Source organism: Umezawaea sp., assembly GCF_036375055.1.
Taxonomy (GTDB): Bacteria; Actinomycetota; Actinomycetes; order Mycobacteriales; family Pseudonocardiaceae; genus Umezawaea.
The window spans coordinates 76,330-89,976 of sequence record NZ_DASUSQ010000072.1 but is presented as its reverse complement, the minus strand read 5'-3'; the positions used below and the strand labels follow the sequence as shown (position 1 = coordinate 89,976).

Sequence of the window (13,647 nt, the reverse complement as noted above, 5' to 3'; positions counted from 1 at the left end):
CATGCATAGATCGACTGTCCGAAATCAATCCGTCACTCGGAGGGTTGTCAGCCGGTGAGCAGGTCAAGACACGCTGTGAGCCCGGTCACGCCCAGCTCCCAGTCTGGTCTGACGAACCGGTCGGGTGTGACCAGGAAGCGCACGTCCTCGGTCGCCTCGCCCCTCCGGACCACCGTCCGGGTGCCGTCCCGCACGTAACCGAGCTTGCGGCTGACGCCGTTCGACTTCGGGTTCCCGCTCCACGCCGACGACCTGGCCCTGACAGCTCCGAGGTGGTCGAACGCGAACAGCAGCACCGCGGCGCGCATCTCGGTGCCGATGCCCCTGCCCTGGTGTCGCAACCCGATCCACGAGCCGGTGCTGACCTCGCCGCTGATCGCGAAGTCCTTCGCGCTGAGCCCCTGCGTGCCGATGACGCGGCCTTCGGAGCGGACGAGGAAGTGGACCGACCAGTCGGCGGGCCTGATGTCGGCGCGGGCCCTCCAGTGGTGCTGGAACACGCCGCGCCCGAGGTCCTCGGGCGCGGTGTCGGTCCACTCGACGGCGAACGGCATCTCGTCGGGCGGGTGCACGCCGAGGCGGGCCTGCTCGGCGAGTTCGAGGAGGCCCTCGTCGTCGTCCGGGCGCAGTTCCAGACGGGGGGTGCTCAGCACCAGGTGTCGCAGGGGCCACGGGTCCATGCCGCCGATGCTGCCGGGCGAGGCGGCCGGTGCGCGAGCGGATTACCGTCGAAGCCATGTACGCGATCACGATTCGTGAACCAGGTGGCCCGGACGTGCTGGAGTGGACCGAGGTCCCGGATCCCGTCCCCGGCCCCGGCGAGGTGCTGCTGGACGTGGCGGCGAGCGCGCTGAACCGAGCCGACCTGTTGCAGCGGCAAGGTTTCTACCCGCCACCGCCGGGCGCGTCGGAGATCCTCGGCATGGAGTGCTCGGGCACGGTCTCCGCGCTCGGCGAGGGCGTCACGGGCTGGCGGGTCGGCGACGAGGTGTGCGCGCTGCTGGCGGGTGGCGGCTACGCCGAGAAGGTCGCGGTGCCCGCCCCGCAGCTCCTGCCGCTGCCCGACGGCGTCGACCTGGTGACCGCCGCCGCGCTGCCCGAGGTGGCGTGCACGGTGTGGTCGAACGTCGTCCTGCACGCCGGGCTGCGCGAGGGCGAACTGCTGCTGGTGCACGGCGGCGCGGGCGGCATCGGCACGCACGCCGTCCAGGTCGGCAAGGCGCTCGGCGCGCGGGTGGCCGTGACGGCCGGGTCGGCCGAGCGGCTCGCGCGGTGCGCCGAACTCGGCGCGGACATCACCGTCAACTACCGCGAGCAGGACTTCGTGGCCGAGGTGGGGGCGGCCGACGTCGTGCTGGACAACATGGGCGCCAAGTACCTGGACCGCAACGTCGACGTGCTCAACCTCGGCGGCAGGCTCGTCGTCATCGGCCTCCAGGGCGGGGTCTCGGGCGAGCTGAACCTCGGCAAGCTGATGGCGAAGCTCGGCACCGTCTCCGGTACCCGGCTGCGCAGCAGGCCCGTCGACGGGCCGGGCAGCAAGGGCGAGATCGTGGCGGCCGTGCGCGAGGGCCTGTGGCCGCTGATCGCCGCCGGGAAGGTGAAGCCGATCGTCCACGACGTCGTGCCGATGCGGGACGCGGGCGCGGCGCACCGCGCGCTGGAGAGCGGCGGCGACGTGTTCGGCAAGCTGCTGCTCACGCCCTAGGAACGGGGAAGCGGGGCCGGCGGGTCGTCGGCCCCGCGCGTGAGCACCCCTGCCGGCGCGGACGCGGAGCGGGTGCTCAGCCGAGCGCCAGGGCGGTGGCCAGCGACGTGCGCGGCGTGGTCCGGAAGCGCAGCGAGAACTCCTCGGCCCAGCGCACCAGGACGGCCTGCTCCCCCGGCCGGTCGGCGTCGTCCACCAGCACGGCGGCGCCCGGCGCGAGCACGGCGCGCAGCACGGGCAGCGCCGGGTACCGGGCGTCGCCGAGCGAGGGCCCGTCGACGAGCAGCAGGTCGACCAGGCCGAACCGGTCCACGAACGCCGACACCTCGTCGTGCACCAGGCGCGGCGAGTACCAGGTGGAGGTGCCCAGCGCGGCCGGGTGGGCGTCCAGCGGCGCGTGGACGACCCTGGCGACGTGCCCGAGGCCCTCGCGGCGGAGCTGGCCCGCGACGAACGCGGCGGTCCGCTCGTCGTGCTCGATGGACAGCAGGTGGCCGAACCCGCGCTTGGCCAGGAACCGGGCGAGCACCACCGAGGAGGACCCGCACCCGCACTCCACGAGGACCGTGCGGGAACCGAGCAGGACCTCGTCCACGACGGCGGCGAGCGCCGCGGGGCGCAGCTCCTGCGCCGTGTTCGGCAGGTAGTCGGTCATGATCGGCGCCAGCCGCTGCAACGCCGCCAGGTCGGCGATCTCCCGTGCCAGCGAGTCGTCCACCCCAGGCCTCCCCGCCTCGTCACCCCAGCTCGGCGACCGCCCGCACGAGTTGATCCACCTCTACCGCGTTCGTGTAGTGGGCGAGGCCCACCCGGATCGCGCCGCCCACCTCGCCGACGCCCAGCACGGAGAACACGCCGTGCTGGCCGGGGTCGGCGAAGGCGCAGACCCCGCGTTCGGACAGGTGTTCGACGCCCTCCGCCGCCTTGACCCCGGCGATCGTGAACGCCAGGGCGGGGACCCGCCGCATGGCGTCGCCGATCACCATGACGTGGCGGAGCGAGCGCAGTTCGTTGATGAGGTTAGCCAGCAGACCGGCCTGGTAGGCCTTCACCGAACCCAGCGACGTGAGCACGCGTTCGCGGCGCGGGCCGATCGCCGCGTCGTCCAGGCCCGCCAGGTAGTCGACGGACGCGACGAGCCCGGCCAGCAGCGGGTAGGCGTGCGGGCCGAGCTCCAGCCGCTCGGGGCCCCGCGCGCCCGGCTCGACGGAGCACGACGGCAGGTGGTCGAGCACCGAGGCGTCGCGGAAGACCAGCGCGCCGACGGGCGGGCCGCCCCAGGTGTTCGCGGACACGGCGACCACGTCGGCGTTCATCGAGGTGATGTCGAGCGGCACGAACGGCGCCGCGGAGGAGGCGTCGACGACCACCAGCGCGCCGCGCCCGCGGGCCGCCTCGGCGATCTTGCGGAGGTCGGGGCGGGTGCCGACGGACCCGGAGGCCGCGGTCACCGCGACGAGCTTGCAGCGGTCGGTCACGAGGTCGTCGTACTGCCAGGCGGGGAGCTCGCAGGTCTCGATGTCGACCTCGGCCCAGCGGACGACGCTGCCGGTGCGCTGCGCGGCCCGCTGCCACGGCGCGATGTTCGACGGGTGGTCGAGCCGCGACACCACGACCTCGTCGCCGAGGAACCAGCCGTCGGACAGCGCGTCGGCGAGCCTCTGGAGGAGCACGGCCGAGTTGGGGCCCAGCACGACCCCGGCCGGGTCGACGCCCACGAGGTCGGCGATGGACCTGCGGGCGGCGTCGACGATGGCCTCGGCGCGCTGGGAAGCGGGGAAGATTCCACCCGGACCGGACACCGGGGCGCGGAGCGCGGTGGAGACGGCGGTCGCAACCTGTTCCGGCACCTGCATGCCCGCCGGTGCGTCCAGGTGGACCCAGCCGTCGCCGAGAGCGGGGAAGAGACCCCTGACCCGAGCGACGTCGAACGCCATGCCGCACACCGTACGGAGGTGGACGAGTCAGCCCGCAGCAGGGGCACGGACCCGGTTCGCGGGCGGAGGGCGGATCGGGCGAGGATGGACGCATGAGCGAGGCAGGCGAGAACGAGCGGCAGGTCGTGGTGGTCGGGCCGGACGGAACCCCCGTGGGGACGGCCCGCATCCCCGCCGATGCCGAGACCAACGGTGGAGGTCAGGACGTGTCGGAACTCGTGGAGCAACCGGCGAAGGTCATGCGGATCGGCACGATGATCAAGCAGCTCCTGGAGGAGGTGCGGGCCGCTCCCCTCGACGAGGCGAGCCGCGCCCGGCTCAAGGAGATCCACAAGCGCTCCATCGAGGAGCTGGAGGACGGCCTCGCGCCGGAGCTGCGCGACGAGCTGGAGAGGCTGTCGCTGCCGTTCACGGAGGACGGCGTGCCGTCGGACGCCGAACTGCGGATCGCGCAGGCGCAGCTGGTGGGCTGGCTGGAGGGTCTGTTCCACGGCATCCAGACGGCCCTGTTCGCCCAGCAGATGGCGGCGCGGGTGCAACTGGAGCAGATGCGCGGTCGCGCCCTGCCCGCGGGCACCGGCGGCCTGGAGGCCCCGGAGGGCCCCCACATCTCGGGGTCTGGCCAGTACCTCTGAGTTCGGTGCACACTGCGCTCTCACCAATGGTGGTGACGGGGGACACCCCCACCGATCGACGAAGCGGCGACCTCAGTGCGCCGAGAGGAGACCCGACGTGCTCGACCGAGTCCGCCGCACCCTGCGAGCCGAGCAGATCCGCCGTTCCCTGAGGGACAAGGTCACCCGTGCGATCGACGACGTGGTCGGTCCGTACCACCGGGCGCAGACCGAGCGGATCGACGCACTCCAGCGCGAACTGGACGGCCTGCGCGAGGACGTGCGGCACCAGTCCGACCGGATCGTGGAGACGAGCAAGCAGTTCGAGATCCGGGCCCGCCGCGACCTCGTGTTCGCGGGCGAGCGCGAAGCGGCCCTCCAGAGCGCGCAGTTCGTGCGCGACCACATGCCGACGGTGCCGCAGTTCGGCCACCCGCACCAGACGCTGGAGCACGCGCTCGGCCTGGTGGAGCAGGACGGGCTGGCGCTGGAGTTCGGCGTCTACACCGGCAGCACCCTGAAGATCATCGCCGCCTCGCGGGGCGAGGAGGACGTCTACGGCTTCGACTCGTTCGAGGGCCTGCCCGAGGACTGGCGCAACGGCTTCCCCGCCGGGATGTTCAACGTCGAGGGCCTGCCGGACGTGCCGGGCGCCGAGCTGGTCGTCGGCTGGTTCGACGACACCCTGCCCGGCTTCCTCGCCGAGCACGAGGGGCCGGTGACGTTCCTGCACGTCGACTGCGACCTCTACTCCTCGACGAAGACCGTGCTCGACCTGGTGGGCCCGCGGCTGGTGCCCGGCAGCGTCGTGGTGTTCGACGAGTACTTCAACTTCCCCGGCTGGGAGCAGCACGAGCACAAGGCCTGGTCGGAGTACGTGGAGAAGTCCGGCATCGAGTTCAGCTACGAGGGGTACACCTACGATCACGAACAGGTGATCGTCAAGGTGACCAGCGTGTTGTCGGCCGTCGAGGCCCGGTGACCGCACCGTGACCGACCGGCGGCAAGTGCCCCCACCTGCCGCCGGTAGTCTCAGCTCTCGTGCAGCCCACCAGTACGGCCGACCGAGCTGAAGCACCCCCCGTGTCCAACTCGCGCACCTTCGCGCGCGCGTTCGCCGATGTGCGCGACGCGTGGCAGCACAGGGAGCTGTGGGGCCACCTCGGCTGGCAGGACATCAAGCAGCGGTACCGCCGGTCGGTGATCGGTCCACTGTGGATCACCATCTCCATGGGTTCGACCGCGCTGGCCCTCGGCCTGCTGTACTCGACGCTGTTCAAGCAGGACCTCGCGACGTTCCTGCCGTACGTCACGGTCGGCTTCATCGTCTGGAACTTCATCCTCGGCGTGATCACCGAGGGTACGGACGTGTTCATCGCCAACGAGGGGCTGATCAAGCACCTACCTGCGCCGATGACCGTGCACGTGCTGCGGATGGTGTGGCGGCAGCTGCTGTTCTTCGTGCACAACCTGGCGGTCTACGTGGTCGTGCTGATCGTCTTCTTCCCGGCGCTGACGAAGCCGTACCACATGGAGGGCGACACCTTCACGCACCCCGGCATCACCTGGACCATCCTCCTCGTGATCCCGGCGATGGCGCTGCTCGTGGTCAACGCGGTGTGGGTCGCGCTGCTGTTCGGCATCATCAGCACCCGCTTCCGGGACATCCCCCCGGTGATCAACAGCTTCATCAACCTGATCTTCTTCATGACGCCTATCGTGTGGCACACGGGTGTGCTGAACACCGTCACCAACGGCGAGGGCAACTGGCGCATCCTGATCGCCGAGCTGAACCCGCTCTACCACTTCGTGGAGCTCGTTCGGGCGCCGCTGATCGGGCACGTCCAGTCCTGGCACCACTGGGTGGTGGTCGGTGCGTTCACCATCGGCGGCTGGGCATTGGCATTCGTGGCGCTGCGCAACTACCGTGCCCGCGTCTCCTACTGGGTCTGAGTGAGGCCGCACAACATGGTCAGCATCGAAGTCTGGAACGCCTCCGTCGACTTCCCGATCTTCGACGCCAAGTCGAGGTCGTTGAAGAAGCTCGCCCTCGGCAAGGTCGGCGGCAAGATCGGCTCCGAGGGTCGGGTCCCGATAATCGAGGCCCTGCACGACATCACCCTCTCCATCAAGGAGGGTGACCGGGTCGGCCTCGTCGGCCACAACGGCGCGGGCAAGTCGACGCTGCTGCGGCTGCTGGCGGGCATCTACGAGCCCACCAGGGGCAGCTCGCGCATCACCGGCAAGGTCGCGCCCGTGTTCGACCTCGGCGTCGGCATGGACCCGGAGATCTCGGGCTACGAGAACATCATGATCCGCGGCCTGTTCCTGGGCATGACCCGCAAGCAGATGGAGAAGCGGGTCGACGACATCGCGGAGTTCACCGAGCTCGGCGACTACCTGTCGATGCCGCTGCGCACCTACTCCACGGGTATGCGCGTCCGCCTGGCGCTGGGCGTCGTGACGTCGATCGACCCCGAGATCCTGCTGCTGGACGAGGGCATCGGCGCGGTCGACGCGGCGTTCATGGCGAAGGCGCGGGACCGCCTCAGGGACCTCGTGCGGCGCTCCGGCCTGCTGGTCTTCGCGAACCACTCCGACGAGACGCTGATCGAGTTCTGCGACTCGGCGATCTGGATGGACGAGGGCCAGGTGAAGCAGCAGGGCTCGCTCCGCGAGGTCCTGACCGCGTACAAGGGCCACGACCCGTTCGAGTACCTCAGCCCGGAAACCCTGGCCCGCATCAGCGGCGAGCCCGTGCTCAGCACGAATGGTGGCGAGTAGACCGTGATCGAGGCACTGCCCAAGGGCTCCGTGGTCGCCGTCGTCGTGACCCGGCACCGCCGCGAGCTCCTCTCGGAGTCGCTGAAGGTCCTGGCGTCGCAGACGAGGGTCCCCGACCACCTCGTGGTCGTGGACAACGGCCCGGACCAGCCCGTCGAGGACCTGGTCGACCAGTGCCCCATCCCGTCGACCTACCTCGCGTCCCACCGCAACCTCGGCGGCGCGGGCGGCTTCGCGCTCGGCATGCTGCACGCGCTGTCGCTCGGCGCGGAGTGGCTGTGGCTGGCCGACGACGACGGCCGCCCGGCGGACGAGACCGTCCTGGCCGTGCTCCTGGAGGAGGCGGACAAGCGCAAGCTCGCCGCCGTCTCCCCGGTGGTGTCGAACATCGACGCCCCGAACAAGCTGGCCTTCCCGCTGCGCCGCGGCCTGACGTGGAAGCGGAACACCGGCGACCTGGGCACGGACTTCCTGCCGGGGATCGCGTCGCTGTTCAACGGGGCGCTGTTCCGCGCGTCCACGGTCGACGTCATCGGCGTCCCGGACTACCGGCTGTTCTTCCGCGGCGACGAGGTGGAGATCCACCGGCGCCTGGTGCGGACCGGCCTGCGCTTCGGCACGTCGCTGAAGGTCGCCTACCTGCACCCGGACGGCTCGGACGAGTTCAAGCCGATGCTGGGCGGTCGGTTCCACGCCCAGGACCCGGAGAACCCGATCAAGCGGTACTACACCTACCGCAACCGCGGCTACCTGCTGTCGCAGCCGGGCATGCGGAAGCTCGGGGCGCTGGAGGTGTTCCGGTTCGGGCTGTACTTCATCGCGGTCCGGAAGGACCCGAAGGCGTTCGTGGAGTGGATCAAACTGGTCCGGCTGGGCCAGAGGGAACGCTTCTTCCGCAAGTAGCACAGGACCGCCCGGCTCCGGATCGACCGGGGCCGGGTGTGGTCGAGCACGTCACATCGGACCGGCTAGAGTACCTGGCAAGTTGTTTCAGGCGGGTTGCTGCGGCATTTCCTGGACAGGCGCTCCGAATGATCCACAGTAGATCGACTGCTCACCGCGCGCGGCCGCACCGGCCGGAAGCGGTGTTCGGTCCTGCACGGATCGTGACGAACCCCGGAACGACCAGCGATGAACTCGTCACGCCATCGACACCGCTCCTCGATGCGCACGAATCCCACAGCCCCTCGACGATTGCCTGAGATGAGTGCAGCGACTGTGAGTCCCGCGGTGGACACCGACGAAGCGAACGCGGCACAGGAGGCGAAGCCCTCCCTGCGCGAGCGTCTGACCCCGCCGCTGGTGATGGTGGGCCTGGTGCTCCTCGGCGCCGTGATGCCCCTGTACCGCAACCACATCTTCTACTACTGGGACGACACCGCGGCCGCGGCGGTCCCGGTGTGGCAGCGGGTCGGCGAGGCGATCAGCCAGGGCCGCTTCCCGCTGCTCGAACTCGACATGTGGCGCGGGGGCAACTTCGCGGCCGAGGTCGCGACCGGCATGTGGAACCCCGTCGAGGTCGCGCTGGCCGTCGGCACCCAGTGGATCGACAACGTCGCACTGGCCATCACGATCGTGAAGCTCGCCTTCATGGTCATGTTCTCGGTCGGCACCTACCTGCTCGCCCGCGAGTACGGCGTGCGCCCGTGGGTCGCCGCCGCGATCGGCTCCGCGCTGCCGCTGTCGGGCTACGTGCTCTTCATGGACGGCACGTCCTGGATCAACGCGCTCGTGACCTACGGCTTCATGCCGTACGTGTGGTGGACCGCCCGGCGGGCCGCCCGGTCCGGCAAGTCGATGGTCTGGGTCGTGGTCACCGGTTACCTGGCGTGCACCACCGGCAACCCGTACGAGCTGGTCAGCTTCGGCCTCTGCATCCTCGCCGTGATGCTGGAGGCCTGGCTGGTGTTCGACCGCAGGCGCGTCTGGAGCCTGATGGCCGCGGGTGCGGCGGTCGTCCTGATGAACGTCATCGTGTACCTGCCGTTCGCGCTGACCGCCTCGGTCAGCTACCGGCGGGACAGCAAGACGCTCAACGACGGGTTCCTCGCCCCGCAGCTCCAGGACTTCCTCGGCATGAGCAACCCGGCCATGCAGCCGTTCGTGGAGATCTGGAGCGGCGACACCCCGACGTTCCCCGCGCTGTACCTGGCCTGGTTCATCGTCCCGCTGGTCCCGTGGCTGCGCTGGCGGGTCCTGGTGGAACGCCGCCGCGAGCTGATGGGCCTGTACTTCTACACGGCCGTCTACGTGCTGCTGGTGCTCGGCCCGTCGCAGCTCAGCGTCTTCCGCTGGCCGATGCGGCTGGTGCCGTTCCTGTTCCTGCCGCTGATCATCATCTGGGCCATCGTGGCCAGCGAGGGCATCCAGCGGACGAACGCGCGGGCCAGGATGGCCGCGTCCATGGCGATGGTCGCGCTCGGTGCCTACCTGGGGTGGGCGGCGCTGCCCTCCACCGACCGCAGGCAGCTGCTCACCAACGTGCTGCTGGCGATCATGGTCGTCGTGCTGGTCAAGGTCGGCGTCGAGAGGGCGAAGGGCTTCGCGGTCATCGCCGTCGGCACCATCGGCTTCCTCGTCTGCCAGCTCTACTGGTTCCCCGCGAACATGAGCGTAACCGACTACAAGTTCCCCACCAGCGAGAAGCTGCTGGAGGAGCGGTTCTCCGACCGGTACGAGGGCATGACGGTGCAGATCGCCGACCTGGGCCACGTCGCGGGCAACGACCGCTACCCGAACGGCGCGTACCAGGACCTGACCTTCGGCACCAACTACAGCCTGGCGGGCGTGGAGACCCTCACCGCCTACAGCGGCGTCGGCTTCAACGCGATGGACAACGCCACCTGCACCCTCTACCAGGGGTCCACCTGGTGCCCGGAGGCGTGGAAGTCGCTCTGGACCCCGCCGTCCGGCGCCGACCGCCCGCTGGCCGACCTCCTGCGCGCGCAGACCGTGGTCGTGCAGAACAGCCTGATCGACACCCGCCGCGAGCCCGCTCCCGAAGGCTGGCGCCAGGTCGAGTCGACCGACCGCGTCGTGGTGTGGAAGCGGATCGACCCGCTGCCGCACCCCGACGGCCGGGTGTCGTCCACGCCGGACGGCCTGCGGGTCGATTCGGACCGCATGACCGGTGACGTCAGCGAAGAGGTCAAGTTCAGCGGCGCCGACGGCGGCTCCGTCGTGTTCGCCAGGCTGGCCTGGCCCGGCTACGAAGCCACGATCAACGGCAAGGACGTCCCGGTTCGACTCGGCCCGGCAGGCCTGGCCACCGTCGACCTCCCGAAGGACGTGTCCAGCGGAACCCTGGAGATCACCTGGGTGATGCCCGGTCTCGGGATCGGCATCGCGACCGGCGCGGCGGGCCTGCTCATCACCGTGCTGCTCGGTTTCGTCGACCGGTCGCAGCGTCGTCGTCGCCTCGACGGCGGTCCCGACGAGCCGGTGGGCTCCGAGTCCGACGACCAGAAGCTTGTGACCGCAGGAACAGGAGAGCGGCAGTGACCGGCCAACGAGAATCGAAGGTAGACATGACCGATCCATCACGCCGCCCGCTGGTCTCCATCATCGTGCCCGCCTACGACGAGGCACCGAACGTGACCGGCACCGTGGCGCTGTTCCACGAGATCCGGCGCTCCCAGCCCGACGTGGACTTCGAGATCGTGCTCATCGACGACGGTTCCACGGACAACACCGCAGACCTGTTCATCGCCGCGCTGGGCGAGGACGACGTGGCCCGCGTGGCCTCGTTCTCCCGCAACTTCGGCTCGCACGCGGGTCTGAGCGCCGGTTTCGCGCTGTGCCGCGGCGACTGCGCCATCACGCTCAGCGCGGACCTCCAGGAGCCGATCGACGTCATCGACCGCTTCCTGGACGAGTGGCGTGCGGGCCACGACATCGTGTGGGCCATCCGCGCGACGCGCTCGGTGCCCAAGGGCATCGCCAACAAGCTCGCGCTGAAGTTCAACGACTTCTTCGCCAAGCACGCCGACCTGCCGTCGACCTTCCCCAAGGAAGGCCCGTCGCAGATGCTGGTCGGCAGGCCGGTGCTCGACGTCGTGAACGCCATGCCGGAGCTGAACCGGAACATCCTCGCGCTCGTCGCGTGGTCCGGCTTCCGCCAGACGACGGTCGCGTTCGAGCAGAAGCCGCGGCTCGCCAACGACAGCAAGTGGACCACCAGCAAGAAGATCAAGCTGGTGTTCGACTCGTTCGTCGAGTTCTCCGCGATGCCGGTCATGCTGATGCTGGTGCTCGGCACGCTGTTCACCGGTCTCGGTCTGCTGGTCGCGCTGGTGATGCTGGTCATCGGGCTGGTGACGCTGTCCGCGCCGAGCACGCTCGGCCTGATCATCGGGGCCGTGCTGTTCGTCGGCGGCGTGCAGATCGGCTGCGTCGGCATGCTCGGCCAGTACGTGTACCGGGCGGGTGACGACGCCCGCAAGCGCCCGCTGTACGTGACGCGCTCGGTCCGCGACGTCAACCCGCCCTCCGCGGCGTCCTTCGACATGGAGGACCTGGCCAACCTGAACGGCAGGCGCACGGCAGCGGGCCGATCCTGAGTCCTTCCCACCCGGTGGTGCGCTCCGACCGGGGGCGCACCACCGTTTGCTGAGCCAGGCCAGGGGGCGTCGTGCTCGACACGTTGTTGGAGTTCCGCTCGTCGACGGTCCTCCTCCTCGTCGTCACGGCCGTCCTGCTGTGGACCCCCGGCTCGCTCCTGGGGGCCGTGCTCGGCCTGCGGGGTTGGCTGCTCGCGGGCACGGCACCCGTCGTCACGATGGGGCTGGTCGGGCTCGGCGCACCGCTCGCGCCCGCGATCGGCCTCGGCTGGAGCACGTGGTTCTTCCTCGGCTGGACGCTGCTCGCGTGCGCCGCGGCGGCCGGTGTCGTGGTCCTGCTGCGCCGTCGCGGCCTGGCCCCGGCACTGCCGAACACCGCCGAGTGGTCGCGGGCGGGCACGGTCACCGCGGTCGCCGCCGTGGTGATCGCGGCGGGCGTGGCCGCGCTGACGATCCGCACCGGCACCTTCGGGCTGGGTTCCCTGCCGCAGGGCTGGGACGCGCCGTACCACGCCAACGGCATCCGCTTCATCGCCGAGACGGGCAACTCCAGCAACCGGGCGTTCGGCTGGATCGACGTGCCGGACTCGCCGAACGGCGCGTTCTACCCCAACGCCTACCACGCGTTCGAGGCGCTGGCCTACCGGTTGTCCGGCGACTCCGTCGCGACCGTGATGAACAGCGGCATGCTGGTGACCGCCGCGCTGGGCGTGCCGCTCGGCACGATCGCGATCGTCAAGGCGCTGCACGGCAGTGCGGGCCTGGCCGCCGCGTCGGCACTGGTGTCGACCTCGTTCGCCTCGTACCCGTTCGACCTGTGGCAGTGGGGGCAGCTCTACCCGTACGCGGCCGGGTTGTCGTTGGTGCTGCCGTTCCTCGCGCTGCTCGTCCGCTGGCTCGACAGCGGCTTCGACCGGATCGGCGTGCTCGTCGCGCTGGGCACCGTCGCGCTCGTCGCGACCCACTCGGCCATGGCCTTCGTCGGTGCCGCCCTCGGGCTCTGCTACCTCGTGCAGCGGGCGGTCCAGGCCCCGTCGCGGTTCCTGCGCCGGGACCTGCCCCGGCTCGCGGTCCTCGCGGTGGTCGCCCTCGTCCTGTCCGGCGTCTACCTCCTCGGCGCGCTGACGATGGCGGGCCGGACCGCCGCCTACAACTGGCCTGCCGTGACGACGTCGTCGAAGGCGTTCGGCGACGCGCTGCTGCTCGGCCACGACGCGAACTGGCCGCAGTGGCTGCTCGCCGCGATCACCCTGGTCGGCGCGCACCTGCTGGTCAAGGTCGCCGCGTGGCGTTGGCTGCTGGTGGGCTACCTGGTCTTCCTCTGCCTGTTCGTGGTGGCGGCGGCGTTGGACACGCCGTGGTCGACCGCCATCACGGCGCCCTGGTGGAACGACCGGTGGCGCCTGGTCGCGGTGCTCGTCCTGCCCGCGACCATCGCCGCGGGCTGGGCGTTCCAGGCCGCGGCACGCCGGATCGCCCGCCTGCGGCGGGAGTCGCTCGGTGCGCTGGCGGTGGTCGGCGCCCTCCTGGCCGCGGGCTACCTGGTGCAGACCGGCGGCTACGCGGAGCGCAACGGACAGCGGATGCAGTGGGACTTCTCCGGGTCCGTCGTGTCCGACCAGGAACGCGCGGGCCTGGTGGAACTGGGCACCGTGGTGCGGCCGGGTGAGCGCGTGATGAACGACGGCGTGGACGGCACGGTCTGGACCTACGCGCTCAGCGGCGCGGAGCCGATCATCGGCCACTACCCGAACCCGGCCACGCTCAGCCCGCGCCGGAAGCTGCTCCTGGAGCGCTTCAACCGGCTCGACACCGACCACGAGGTCGGCCAGGTCGTCCGCGACCTCAACATCCGCTACGCCGTCGTGACGACCGGTTTCATGGACGGGTTCCGGCGGTCGCCGGGGCTCATCGGGCTCAGCGGGGTGCCCGCGCTGCGCGTCCGCTACAGCAATCCGGACCTCACCCTCTACGAGGTCGACTGGACCGCGCTCGCGTGAGTTCGTCCCACGGATCAATACCATTTGTGCACACAGCGGAGTGGG

12 protein-coding genes are annotated in these 13,647 nt (G+C 70.4%); 9 read left to right on the top strand and 3 right to left on the bottom strand.

The annotated features are described in order from the left end of the window. Positions 1-47: 47 nt before the first annotated feature. Entirely contained in the window at positions 48-680 is a 633-nt protein-coding gene (locus VFZ92_RS20060) for a GNAT family N-acetyltransferase (RefSeq protein ID WP_330877506.1), read from the bottom strand. Between the two features lie 56 nt (positions 681-736). Between VFZ92_RS20060 and VFZ92_RS20055 the strand changes: the two genes are divergently transcribed. Beyond that, the gene (locus tag VFZ92_RS20055; protein ID WP_330877505.1) at positions 737-1,708 is read left to right on the top strand and encodes an NAD(P)H-quinone oxidoreductase; all 972 of its coding nucleotides are present in this window, start codon (positions 737-739) and stop codon (positions 1,706-1,708) included. A 76-nt stretch (positions 1,709-1,784) separates the two neighbouring features. Here VFZ92_RS20055 and VFZ92_RS20050 read toward each other — a convergent pair whose 3' ends face one another. Both VFZ92_RS20050 and VFZ92_RS20045 read right to left on the bottom strand, forming a co-directional pair. Next, positions 1,785-2,426: a class I SAM-dependent methyltransferase gene (locus VFZ92_RS20050; protein ID WP_330877504.1), complete on the bottom strand. Its 642-nt coding sequence runs from the start codon at positions 2,424-2,426 to the stop codon at positions 1,785-1,787. A gap of 19 nt (positions 2,427-2,445) precedes the next feature. After that, positions 2,446-3,645: a cysteine desulfurase-like protein gene (locus VFZ92_RS20045; RefSeq protein WP_330877503.1), complete on the bottom strand. Its 1,200-nt coding sequence runs from the start codon at positions 3,643-3,645 to the stop codon at positions 2,446-2,448. A 92-nt stretch (positions 3,646-3,737) separates the two neighbouring features. On the opposite strand from VFZ92_RS20045, the gene VFZ92_RS20040 reads away from it, so the two are divergent. The 8 genes from VFZ92_RS20040 to VFZ92_RS20005 all read left to right on the top strand — a co-directional run bounded on the left by VFZ92_RS20040 (position 3,738) and on the right by VFZ92_RS20005 (position 13,602). Continuing rightward, on the top strand, positions 3,738-4,280 hold the full coding sequence (locus VFZ92_RS20040) for a bacterial proteasome activator family protein (protein ID WP_330877502.1): 543 nt from the start codon (positions 3,738-3,740) through the stop codon (positions 4,278-4,280). Between the two features lie 97 nt (positions 4,281-4,377). Further along, positions 4,378-5,241 (top strand): class I SAM-dependent methyltransferase, encoded by an 864-nt coding sequence (locus VFZ92_RS20035; protein WP_330877501.1) that lies wholly within the window; start codon positions 4,378-4,380, stop codon positions 5,239-5,241. Positions 5,242-5,300: 59 nt separating this feature from the next. After that, on the top strand, positions 5,301-6,212 hold the full coding sequence (locus VFZ92_RS20030) for an ABC transporter permease (RefSeq protein ID WP_414719954.1): 912 nt from the start codon (positions 5,301-5,303) through the stop codon (positions 6,210-6,212). 15 nt (positions 6,213-6,227) lie between these two features. After that, the gene (locus tag VFZ92_RS20025) at positions 6,228-7,043 is read left to right on the top strand and encodes an ABC transporter ATP-binding protein (protein ID WP_259627699.1); all 816 of its coding nucleotides are present in this window, start codon (positions 6,228-6,230) and stop codon (positions 7,041-7,043) included. A 6-nt stretch (positions 7,044-7,049) separates the two neighbouring features. Continuing rightward, positions 7,050-7,946, top strand: coding sequence for a glycosyltransferase family 2 protein (locus VFZ92_RS20020; RefSeq protein ID WP_330877575.1), 897 nt, complete (start codon positions 7,050-7,052; stop codon positions 7,944-7,946). A 327-nt stretch (positions 7,947-8,273) separates the two neighbouring features. Further along, positions 8,274-10,544, top strand: coding sequence for a hypothetical protein (locus VFZ92_RS20015; protein ID WP_330877499.1), 2,271 nt, complete (start codon positions 8,274-8,276; stop codon positions 10,542-10,544). A gap of 26 nt (positions 10,545-10,570) precedes the next feature. Further along, positions 10,571-11,602, top strand: a complete 1,032-nt coding sequence (locus tag VFZ92_RS20010) for a glycosyltransferase family 2 protein (RefSeq protein ID WP_330877498.1) — start codon at positions 10,571-10,573, stop codon at positions 11,600-11,602. Positions 11,603-11,673: 71 nt separating this feature from the next. Next, on the top strand, positions 11,674-13,602 hold the full coding sequence (locus VFZ92_RS20005; RefSeq protein ID WP_330877497.1) for a DUF6541 family protein: 1,929 nt from the start codon (positions 11,674-11,676) through the stop codon (positions 13,600-13,602). Positions 13,603-13,647 lie beyond the last annotated feature (45 nt).

Coding starts and splice junctions, on each gene's coding strand:
- VFZ92_RS20045 (WP_330877503.1), bottom strand. CDS start 3,645: ATGGCGTTCGACGTCGCTCGGGTCAGGGGTCTCTTCCCCGCTCTCGGC.
- VFZ92_RS20055 (WP_330877505.1), top strand. CDS start 737: ATGTACGCGATCACGATTCGTGAACCAGGTGGCCCGGACGTGCTGGAG.
- VFZ92_RS20025 (WP_259627699.1), top strand. CDS start 6,228: ATGGTCAGCATCGAAGTCTGGAACGCCTCCGTCGACTTCCCGATCTTC.
- VFZ92_RS20040 (WP_330877502.1), top strand. CDS start 3,738: ATGAGCGAGGCAGGCGAGAACGAGCGGCAGGTCGTGGTGGTCGGGCCG.
- VFZ92_RS20010 (WP_330877498.1), top strand. CDS start 10,571: ATGACCGATCCATCACGCCGCCCGCTGGTCTCCATCATCGTGCCCGCC.
- VFZ92_RS20060 (WP_330877506.1), bottom strand. CDS start 680: ATGGACCCGTGGCCCCTGCGACACCTGGTGCTGAGCACCCCCCGTCTG.